At 63.2% G+C, this 10,530-nt stretch carries 12 protein-coding genes; 10 read left to right on the forward strand and 2 right to left on the reverse strand.

Features of this window, described 5'->3' with window-relative positions:
- Positions 1–59 precede the first annotated feature (59 nt).
- Positions 60–905 carry a 3-methyl-2-oxobutanoate hydroxymethyltransferase gene (gene panB, locus Q0627_RS06320; RefSeq protein ID WP_291019788.1) on the forward strand — a complete coding sequence of 282 codons (846 nt, stop codon included), beginning with the start codon at positions 60–62 and terminating at the stop codon, positions 903–905.
- A 63-nt stretch (positions 906–968) separates the two neighbouring features.
- Entirely contained in the window at positions 969–1,946 is a 978-nt protein-coding gene (locus Q0627_RS06325) for an Rpn family recombination-promoting nuclease/putative transposase (RefSeq protein WP_291019785.1), read from the forward strand.
- Between the two features lie 151 nt (positions 1,947–2,097).
- Here the strand turns inward: Q0627_RS06325 and Q0627_RS06330 are convergent, their stop codons facing one another.
- A complete protein-coding gene (locus tag Q0627_RS06330) occupies positions 2,098–2,961 on the reverse strand; it encodes an ATP-grasp domain-containing protein (protein ID WP_291019782.1) in 864 nt (287 codons plus the stop codon).
- A 197-nt stretch (positions 2,962–3,158) separates the two neighbouring features.
- On the opposite strand from Q0627_RS06330, the gene Q0627_RS06335 reads away from it, so the two are divergent.
- The 8 genes from Q0627_RS06335 to Q0627_RS06370 all read left to right on the forward strand — a co-directional run bounded on the left by Q0627_RS06335 (position 3,159) and on the right by Q0627_RS06370 (position 8,795).
- Positions 3,159–4,160 carry an Rpn family recombination-promoting nuclease/putative transposase gene (locus Q0627_RS06335; RefSeq protein WP_298808514.1) on the forward strand — a complete coding sequence of 334 codons (1,002 nt, stop codon included), beginning with the start codon at positions 3,159–3,161 and terminating at the stop codon, positions 4,158–4,160.
- A gap of 5 nt (positions 4,161–4,165) precedes the next feature.
- Positions 4,166–4,597, forward strand: a complete 432-nt coding sequence (locus Q0627_RS06340) for a hypothetical protein (RefSeq protein ID WP_291019777.1) — start codon at positions 4,166–4,168, stop codon at positions 4,595–4,597.
- Between the two features lie 320 nt (positions 4,598–4,917).
- Complete coding sequence (locus Q0627_RS06345) at positions 4,918–5,778, forward strand: DUF4190 domain-containing protein (RefSeq protein ID WP_298808518.1); 861 nt, start codon at positions 4,918–4,920, stop codon at positions 5,776–5,778.
- Positions 5,779–5,929: 151 nt separating this feature from the next.
- Complete coding sequence (locus Q0627_RS06350; RefSeq protein ID WP_291019773.1) at positions 5,930–6,196, forward strand: type II toxin-antitoxin system Phd/YefM family antitoxin; 267 nt, start codon at positions 5,930–5,932, stop codon at positions 6,194–6,196.
- Positions 6,190–6,579: a type II toxin-antitoxin system VapC family toxin gene (locus tag Q0627_RS06355; RefSeq protein ID WP_291019771.1), complete on the forward strand. Its 390-nt coding sequence runs from the start codon at positions 6,190–6,192 to the stop codon at positions 6,577–6,579. Before Q0627_RS06350 ends, Q0627_RS06355 begins: the two co-directional genes overlap by 7 nt.
- Before the next feature lie 259 nt (positions 6,580–6,838).
- A complete protein-coding gene (locus Q0627_RS06360; protein ID WP_291019768.1) occupies positions 6,839–7,270 on the forward strand; it encodes a DUF4190 domain-containing protein in 432 nt (143 codons plus the stop codon).
- A gap of 154 nt (positions 7,271–7,424) precedes the next feature.
- Entirely contained in the window at positions 7,425–8,465 is a 1,041-nt protein-coding gene (locus Q0627_RS06365; RefSeq protein WP_291019765.1) for an Rpn family recombination-promoting nuclease/putative transposase, read from the forward strand.
- Between the two features lie 51 nt (positions 8,466–8,516).
- Positions 8,517–8,795 (forward strand): hypothetical protein, encoded by a 279-nt coding sequence (locus Q0627_RS06370; RefSeq protein WP_291019763.1) that lies wholly within the window; start codon positions 8,517–8,519, stop codon positions 8,793–8,795.
- A gap of 170 nt (positions 8,796–8,965) precedes the next feature.
- Here the strand turns inward: Q0627_RS06370 and Q0627_RS06375 are convergent, their stop codons facing one another.
- A complete protein-coding gene (locus Q0627_RS06375) occupies positions 8,966–10,360 on the reverse strand; it encodes an IS1380 family transposase (RefSeq protein ID WP_291019760.1) in 1,395 nt (464 codons plus the stop codon).
- Between the last annotated feature and the right edge of the window lie 170 nt (positions 10,361–10,530).

The raw sequence follows: 10,530 nt of genomic DNA on the forward strand, positions 1-10,530 counted from the left end.
TGTCCTACCCGCCCGGGTACCTGCGCGACGCAGGACTCGAGGAACGAAATGAGACAACGATGTCCGAAACCTCGGTCTACGGTGCTGCCTCCACCACCCCTGCCAAGCCCCGCCGCGCGATGCGTGTGCACCATCTCGCGCAGATGAAGGCCGACGGCGAGAAGTGGTCGATGCTCACCGCCTACGACTACTCCACCGCCCGCATCTTCGACGACGCCGGCATCCCCGTCCTGCTGGTCGGCGATTCGGCCGCCAACGTCGTCTACGGCTATGACACCACCATCCCGGTCACCCTCGACGAGATGATCCCGCTGATCCGCGGCGTCGTCCGCGGCGCCCCGCACGCACTGGTCGTCGCCGACCTCACGTTCGGCAGCTACGAGGCCGGCCCGCAGCAGGCCCTCGAATCGTCGATCCGCATTTTCAAGGAGACCGGCGCCCACGCGGTCAAGCTCGAAGGCGGCGAACGCGTCGCCGACCAGATCGCCACACTCACCGCCGCCGGCATCCCCGTCGTCGCACACATCGGTTTCACCCCGCAGTCCGTCAACGGACTCGGCGGTTTCCGCGTCCAGGGCCGCGGCGACGGCGCCGACCAGCTCATCGCCGACGCCATCGCCGTCCAGGAAGCCGGCGCGATCGCCGTCGTCATGGAGATGGTGCCCGCCGACCTCGCCGGCCAGATCACCCGCAAACTGACCATCCCCACCGTCGGCATCGGCGCCGGCAACGAAACCGACGCCCAGGTCCTCGTCTGGCAGGACATGGCCGGTTTCACCCACGGCCGCACCGCCAAGTTCGTCAAACGCTTCGCCGACGTCGGCGGCGACCTCCGCAAGGCCGCCGAACAATACGCCGACGAGGTCCGCCGAGGCGTCTTCCCCGGCCCCGAACACTCCTACTGAGTCTCTGAATATTGCTGCTGCCGGCCAACCAGGAATGTCAGAACCCGTCGGTATGGTCCTGGTGTGACGACCCCGGAACCGAACGGCCAACCACACGACGCGCTCTTCCGGCTGGTGTTCGGCGACCCCGACAACACCGCCTCCGAGTTACGGTCGGTGCTACCACCACGCCTCACCGCCCGCATCAACCTCGACAACCTCCGACCGCAACCAGGAACGTTCGTCGACCCCGAACTACAGCACCGCCACATCGACCTGCTGTTCCGGACGACCACCGACAACGGCGACGCCTACCTGTACCTACTCGTCGAACACCAGCGCACATCCGACCCAGCGATGGCACTCCGGATGATGACCTACCAAACCCGCATCTGGGAACATCACCGCACCACTGCGGCCGCGGATGCACCGCTACCCCCGATCATCCCCGTCGTCATCTTCCAAGGCCCTCGCCGCTGGACCGCCGCCACCGACATCGCCGACCTCATCGACGACAACCTCAAAGCCGACGCCGGCGACCTCGTGCCCCACGTCAGTTACCTGGTCGACGACCTGACCACCCTCGACGACGCAGCACTACGCGCACGCCCCCTCACTCCGGCAGCCCGCATCACCTTCGTCGTGTTCACCAAAGCACCAGGCGACGACGACGTCACCACCTGGCTCGGCAAATGGTTCGACGACTTCATCCACGTGACAGCCCTGTGGAACCACGAAAGCCTGCTCAAGGGCATTTTCACGTATCTTCTAAAGACAAGCACCACACCCGCCGAACACCTGATCCAGTTCGCAACCACCCTCGGATCCGACGCGCAGGAGGCAGCCGTGACCACCGCAGAACAACTCCACGCCAAGGGCTATGTCACCGGGCATGTCGACGGACAGGCTTCACTGTTGGCGAACATGCTCGCCCTCAAGTTCGGCACCCTCAACAACACCACACGCGACCGCGTCGCTGATGCCACCGAGGAGCAGATCACGCTGTGGAGTTCCAGACTCGTTCAGGGCGCAAATACCCTCGACGACATCTTCCGCAATTGATATCAACGGACTGGCCTGTTCCCCGGTGATCCGGTCCGGGGAACACGCCACCATCGCGCAAGATCGACAGGGTCCCAACGCAATACATGTCCGGTCCGAAAGTGCCTCGGAGACAGGCCCAGCGGTCTGATCGTCGCGATTTCTCGACGCCCTAAACCAGCCATAAGCCCGAAGACAGTCTCGTGCCCGATACCGGGCGAAGGGTTTCCGCGTACGACCAGACGACCGGATCGGGCTTCCACTCCCACCGCGAATCGTCGCGCATGCTCACCTCGATCACAGCGGCGACCTCATCCGGGTCGCAACCATACAGCCCCGACGACCACGGTCTGTTCGCCTCCACGATGAACCACCCTCGGCGGGTCCGATCCCACCCGATGTCGAGGACGAGTGCTCGCGGGCTTGACCCGGCAAGTGCGACAGCGAAGTCGCGTGCCACTGCATGTGCGTCGGCATAACGGGACCATGAGCGCCCAGCACTGTGGTCCGCCACGCCGTCCACCAGATAGGGAGACCCGGTGACCGCATCGCCATCCACGACGAAGAACCGGAACTCAGCGGCAAAGTCCATGATCGTATTCGTCCACTGAACCGATACGCCACCCAGTTCCGGGTTCGTCACGACTACGCCTGCGATTCGATCCCTCGTCCACTGGCTGGGAGGCAGGGCAGGGTGCTTCAATTCGGCGGGTTTGAGCCAGACCGAGCCTCGATCCCATACGGCTCGACTGTTGATGAGTTCGGCGAGGGTGCAGTTGTGGACGACTCGGCCGGTGAACTCGGTGGGTAGACCCGACATCCACTGGGCACCAGCGCTGGACGGGGTGAAGTCGTCGCGTGCGGCAAGCATCGAGCAGGCGTACCGACCCGCACCCCAGAAAAGGAATCCCGGTTCAAGGTCGTCGGGAATGCCCTGACCGTAGCTGTAGTAGACCCGGTATCGCGGGTGGTCGAGTAGCGGACCGAATTGCGCAGCATCGCTGACGCTCTGGCCGAACATAACCAACTGTTGCATGCCCTCAAGCTATCCCGGGGCCGGAGATCGCAACCGTATCTCTTGCGAGGTCGCTGGGCTCTCGTTTACGTCACCAGCACCGCAGACCTCGCCCAAATCGCACACCCCCGTAGGCGCCTGCCCCGGTCCGACGATCAGCCATGAATAGCCCGACAACCAGTCCACGTGGGCTGCCCTCCAGGATCGCCAAGGAATGAATGTCAGAACCCGTCGGTATGGTCCCCGGTGCGACAACCCAGGAACCGAACGGCCAACCGCACGATGCGCTCTTCCGGCTGGTGTTCGGCGACCCCGACAACGCCGCCTCCGAACTCCGGTCGGTGTTGCCACCACGCCTCACCGCCCGCATCAACCTCGACAACCTCCGACCGCAACCAGGAACGTTCGTCGACCCCGAACTACAGCACCGCCACATCGACCTGCTGTTCCGGACGACCACCGACAACGGCGACGCCTACCTGTACCTACTCGTCGAACACCAGCGCACATCCGACCCAGCGATGGCACTCCGGATGATGACCTACCAAACCCGCATCTGGGAACATCACCGCATCACCGAAGGAACCGCGGCCTCGGCGCCACTGCCGCTGATCATCCCCATCGTCATCTACCAAGGCCACCGCCACTGGACAGCCGCCACCGACATCGCCGACCTCATCGACAACGACCTCAAAGCCGACGCCGGTGACCTCTTACCCCACGTGCGTTACCTCGTCGATGATCTGACCCTCCTCGACGACGCGGCTCTACGCGCACGCCCCCTCACCTCCGCAGCCCGCATCACTTTCGTGGTGTTCGCCCGGGCTCCCGGCGACGACGACGTCACCACCTGGCTCGACCAGTGGTTCGACGACTTCATCCGCCTGACGGCCCTGTGGAACCACGAACGCCTGCTCAAAGGCATTTTCACGTATCTTCTAAAGACAAGCACCACACCCGAAGAACACCTGATCCGGTTCGCAGGCACACTCGGACCCACCGCACAGGAGGCAGCCGTGACCACTGCAGAACAACTCCATGACCGGGGCTACGCCACCGGGCAGTCGTCGCTCCTGACGAACATGCTCGCCGTCAAGTTCGGTGCGCTCGACAACGACACCCACGACCGCGTCGCACATGCCACCCAGGAACAGATCACGCTGTGGAGTTCCAGACTCGTTCAGGGTGCCGAAACGCTCGACGACGTCTTCCGCAGCTGACACCAATGGACGAGCACCACCCCGCCGGCGCCGGCCCACCACAACTGCGCCGCACCGCCGGCGAGGTCTTCGATCTCATCGAGAAGCAGACCAGCGGCCACCTGACGCTTGCCGCGGCAGCCGACGCCGTGCGTGCCGAACGCGAAGTCGCTGACCCGAGCGCCCTCGTGGACCACAGCGACACCACAAGCAAACAAGGCGAGCCGATTCGCGACGGCGCTCGGACCTCCCGCACAGGAATTGCGATGACCACTGCCGAACAACTGCACCTCGCCGGACGAGCATCGCTCCTGACGAGCATGCTCACCGTCAAATTCGGCGCCCTCGACAGCGACACCCGACGCCGTGTCGCACACGCCACCGGGGAGCAGGTCTGGCTCTGGGCTTCCAGACTCGCCCAGGACGCAGCAACCCTCGACGACATCTTCGATAGTTAGCGGGACAGAAGACGTCACCAAAGCTCACTGACTGCAACGGATCCCAGTGTAGATAGAAGACTTGCGCGCGGCACGTCGTCGGCATCCACGGGCCAGTATCCGGCATGTCGCCCATACGGCCGATTGCCCAACGGTTCTCCCCTGGTCCATCCTGACCAGCGACGCGACAGGAGAACCCCACACATGACGACACCCCCCCCCAACAGCTGGGGGACAATCCACCTGCTGAGGTAGGCAACCAAGAGAGCTGGCCGACATGGCCGTTCCTCTTAGTCCTGATCGGGGCGACACTTTGGTGGCCGGTCAATCCGTTGAGCAGAATGATATGGACACTGATCGATGATTTCACACCAATCTTCGATATCGTACCGAGTTTCGTATGGAGAATCGCTCCGTATACGTGCCTAGTCGTCGCCCTGATTTCTGCTGGAAGCCTGATCAAGGTCCAATTGGCACGGACACGCAATGTTACAGAACGCAATAATCCCAGTACTGGTAGTGTATGGCCATATATCGCGACACTGATCGCCGTTTTAGTCACAACCGCGGTTAACGTAGTCAGATCCCTGAACGAAGCGCTGGAAGAACTGTTTTTCAGTTCATTGTATGCGCTATGGGACAGGGACTGGGAGAGATTTCGACACGGCGATTGGTGTTTTGATGACAGCAGTGGCAGGATTGATTGTTACGCCACACTCGAGCTAACTGAGCTCTCCTGGAGCTCGGACGAAAGGTCGCTACAAATACAAATAGTGGTCTTCTTTTTCACTATCAGCAGCATTGTCGCAGCAATGATCGTCCGCACCAACGTGAATCGACAGAACGCCGCCGCGGAGCCAGTCGGCGAACCAGCTCCCATCGGTCATACCCCAGACGGCCAACCGATCTACCCGATTGTCGGCTACACCCCGGACGGTCAACCGGTCACCGCGGACCGCGTCGTAGGATTGCGGCCGACCCCCGGTGGCACCAACTCAATGGCGATCGTCGCCCTGATCATGGGTTTGACCGTCGCCCCGCTGGGAATCGTCTTCGGGCATATCGGGTTGTCGCAGATCAAACGGACCGGGGAGGGTGGCCGCGGACTCGCGATCGCCGGATTGATACTGGGCTATATCGGCCTGGCGGCGTCGATCATCCTTATCATCTTCTACGCGTCACTACTCAACGGGGCATATTAGCGATCACCACCAAGAATGCGTTTGAGATTGCGATGAATCCCGGAATCCGGGACCAGCAGCAACCTCAAATCATTTCTTTCATCCGTATCGACACAAACGTACGGCGACGACTGTCGAACGTATCGGTCGCACACTTGCTACGATGCGCTACATGGATTCGATCACCCATCGCGAGATGCGCAACAACAGCGCCGAGGTGCTGCGTCGTGTCGAGGCGGGCGAATCGCTGCAGGTGAGCAACCATGGCCGCCCGGCGGCACTGATCGTGCCGGTCGGCAACGATCCGCTCGACGCCTCCATCGCAGCCGGAACCGCCCGCGCGGCCCGCACGAGCGTGGCTTCGATCGCGACGATTCGGCGGACCACCGCCACCATGTCGTCGGCAGCAATTATCGAGGATGTACGCGGACGATGGTGACCGCCTACCTCGATACGTCGGCAGCAATGAAGTTGGTGGTAGACGAACCGGAGTCCGAAGCACTCGTGACCGAGCTGACGACAACGTCCGACCGTAAGCTCGCCGCGTCGTGGCTATTGCACACCGAACTGCACTGCGCCGCGGGCCGGAATCCCGCCGTGATCCCGATCGATTCCATCACCACCGTTCTCGACGCGGTCATCCTCGCCGACATCACCCGAGGTGACCTGATCTCAGCCGGCACCCACGCTCCCCTGCGGTCCAACGACGCCATCCACCTGGCAACTGCTCTCCGCCTCGGCGTCGACGAGTTGTTCACCTACGATGCCGAACTCGCACGAGCGGCAACGGCTGCCGGGATTCACGTAGTCGCGCCCGAATAGGGCCAGTGACGACCACCGCGGAACAACCAAAGATCGCACGTCATCGGCGACCGGAGAGACCACGAACCCGGCATGTCGCCCATACGGCCGATTGCCCAACGGTTCTCCCCTGGTCCATCCTGACCAGCAACGCGACAGGAGAAACCCACACATGACGAGCCCCCCAACGTTTGGGGAGCAATTCGGCCGCTGAGGTAGCGCGCCAAGAGATCTGGCCGACATGGCCATTCATCCCAGTCCCAGTCGGGGTCGATCGATAGTGGAACTACTATTCCCGCTGCTCCTCGTCGCCCTGGCAATCGCAGCCGTCCTCAACGTAAGGAAGGTCCGGCGTGCACGAGCGGCACCACCCGAACCACCCACCCCCATCGCCCACACCCCCGACGGCCAGCCGATCTATCCGATCGTCGGCTACACCCCCGACGGCCAACCGGTCACCGCGGACCGCGCCGTCGGATTTCGACCGGCGTCCAGTGGTACGAATTCGATGGCGGTTGTCGCGTTGATCATGGGATTGACCATCGCCCCGCTTGGGATCATCTTCGGGCACGTCGGGTTGTCGCAGATCAATCGGACCGGGGAAGGTGGCCGTGGCCTCGCGATCGCCGGTTTGATCCTGGGCTACCTCGGCCTGGCGGCCTGGATCGCACTGATCATCTTCTACGCCTCGCTATCCAACGGCCCGTACTGACGGAGTAATCATCTGAGCTGATTCATCAGCACCACCGCATGAGCCCGTCAACCGGTCCGGTGATCAGCCACGACCGACTCCGACAGCCGGGTTTCGTGGGCTCGCGCTCTACGATCGATCAGGAATGTCAGAACCCGTCGGTATGGTGCGCTGTGTGACAACCCAGGAACCGAACGGCCAACCACACGACGCCCTCTTCCGGCTGGTTTTCAGCGACCCCGACAACGCCGCCTCCGAACTCCGGTCGGTCCTGCCGCCACGTCTCGCTGCCCACATCGACCTCGCCAACCTGCAACCACAACCAGGAACATTCGTCGACCCCGAACTCCGGCACCTGCACACCGACCTGCTGTTCCGCACCACCGCCGGTGACCGCAACGCCTACCTTTACCTGCTCGTCGAACATCAGCGCACATCAGACCCGTTGATGGCACTGCGGATGATGATCTACCAGACCCGCATCTGGGAGCATCACCGCACCGCTGACCCGACAACCGCCTCGACCGGACCGCTGCCGCTGATCATCCCGATCGTCATCTACCAAGGCCCCCGCCGCTGGACCGCCGCCACCGACATCGCCGGCCTCATCGACGCCGACACAGAACTCAAAGCCGACGCGGGTGACCTCATGCCGCGTGTGCGCTACTTCCTCGATGACCTGACGACCATCGACGACGTGGCCCTGCGGGCACGCCCCCTCACCCCAGCAGCCCGCATCACGTTCGTTGTGTTCACGAAAGCGCCAGGCGACGCTGATGTCACCACCTGGCTCGGCCAATGGTTCGACGACTTCATCCATCTGACGGGCCTATGGAACCACGAACGGCTGCTCAACGCGATTTTCACGTATCTTCTAAAGACAAGCACCACACCCACCGAACACTTGATCCGCTTCGCAGGAACACTCGGACCCACCGCGCAGGAGGCAGCAGTGACCACCGCAGAACAACTCCACGCCAAGGGCTTCATCGAAGGCCGAGCAGAAGGACGAGAAGAAGGACAAGCCGAAGGCCGAGCCGAAGGCCAGGCACTAGGTCAAGCATCGCTGTTGACGGACATGCTCGCCGTCAAGTTCGGCACCCTCGACAACGACACCCACGACCGTGTCGCTCACGCCACCCAGGAGCAGATCACGCTGTGGAGTTCCAGACTCGTTCAGGGTGTAGAAACCCTCGACGAGGTCTTCCGCAGCTGACACCCATGGAACACATACCGCCCAGCCGGTGACGACGCGGACGCTACGGACGTGGATGGCCAGAACCCACCCGCCGCACAGGAGACACTCGCGACGACCGCAGAACAGCTCTACGTCAAGGGCTACGCTGAAGGATATGCCAAGGGGTACGCCGAAGGGCTTACCGAAACACAGGCATCGCTACTGACGTACATGCTCGCCGGCGAATTCGGCGCCCTCGACAACAACACCCGCCGCCGTGTGGCACACGCCACCAGGGAGCAAATCTGGCTATGGGCGTCCAAGCTCGCCCAGGGCGCAAAGACCCTCGACGACATCCTCGCCAGTTAGCCTCAATGTTTCGTGGGGTGGTGGTGCCGGGGGAGGCGTCCCGGATTGGTGGTCTGAGGACCGATTTCCGGGGTCAGGCCGTGACGGGTTTGCCGATGCGTCGGTGGACGTCGGGGTTCACGGCCCCGAGGGGGTTCCTTTCAGGGTGGGGGTCGGTGGCGGCTGTGTGGTCAGCCGGTGGCGGGTAGTCGTGTGAGGCGTTGTATGCCGTCGAGGAGCAGGGGTAGGTGCGGGGCGTGGCGGTCGAGTTTGAGGTGGTGTTGGCGGGCGTGAGGGGTGTGGCGGGCGGCGATGGAGAACAGTCGTAGCCGTAGGGTTTTGGGTTCCCAGCGCCGTGCGGGGTGGTCGGTGAGGGCGAGCATCTGCATCCATGCCAGCAGGTCTGCGGCGAGTTCGACTATGGCACAACAGATCTGATTCTGATCGAACCCTTTGAGGGGCAGATTCGTCAGGCCGCAGGCTTTGGCGGTGCGGATTCGGTCTTCGCAGCGGGCGCGGCGGCGGTGCCGTAGTTCCAACTCGGCCAGTTGCCCATGGCCGGTGTTGGTGGCAAAGGCGGTCAACCGCAGTCCGTCGTGGTCGGTGAACCGCAGCTGGGCACCGGGGTGCGGCCGTTCTTTGCGCACCAGCACCCGCATCCCGGCAGGCCAGCCCGACAGGTCCAGCACGCCGGTGAGTTCGGCTACCCAGGCACCCTCGCGCTGCACACCATCGGCGTCATAGGCCGGTGTCCAAGCCTGGGGCAACAGGTTGCTGATCTGGTCCGCCCAGGTGCCGGTGAGGCCGATCCCGACCGAATAGCCAAGGTGGCGGCGGGTCAGGTAGTCGAGGAACTCGTGGGTACCACCAGCGGAATCGGTGCGGATCAGGACTTTACGTCCGACCCGATAGCCGGTGGTCATCGGAAGCTGGGCCAGTGCCTGGCCGGTGACGGTGATGTGGTCGGCGGCGGTGTTCGCGCCGGCATTACCGGGCCGCAACAGCATGGCGACCGGTTCACCGGTGCCGCCGGCGCCGTGGTCGACGAACGCACACAACGGGTGAAAACCGAATCCCCGCTTGTAGGTGGGGGTGGCCTGTTCCTTCTCCGAATGTGCCCCGACCAGGGTGGCATCGAGATCGATGATCACCGGATGAGCGCCATCAGCCCCGTGATCGGGAGCCCCCGCACCCGCAGCTCGCCAGGCGTTCTGGCGGGCAGCCGCACGGGCGGTGTTGATCGCCGACAACACCGCTCTCACATCGGCGGCCAAGGTGGCGATCAGCCGTGACACCGTCGGATCCGAGGCCACCGGACCGAACACCTGTGGTCGTGACCGTAGCTGATCGATGTCGGCCAGACAGTCACCACCCACCGCCAACGACACCGCCAGATCGGTCAGGATCTTCCCCGGATCATGGGTGGCCGACGGTTTACGCCACCGTGTCAACGCCGTCGACAGTTCCCTACCCAGACCGGTCTTGGCGACCGCGGCCAGCAACAACGTCACCCCGGCCTGCGACACCACCCCGGCGCCGTCACCAGAAACACGCATCGACGGGTAGAACGACGTAGACTTACTCACCTGAATGGTGCTCCTCGATCATGAGAAATTCGGACCTTCGCAAGTCGAATTATCCCAGGTCAGGGCACCATTCTCTGATTACGACACGAAATCAGCATGAAAGGCCGAGGCTAAGCTCAATACCGTTCAGTTAGTGCGCACCGGCGTGTAGGTGGGTGGCCCTGCGGGTT

Origin of the sequence: uncultured Gordonia sp. (assembly GCF_937858515.1) — a bacterium.
In the GTDB taxonomy this organism is placed as follows: domain Bacteria; phylum Actinomycetota; class Actinomycetes; order Mycobacteriales; family Mycobacteriaceae; genus Gordonia.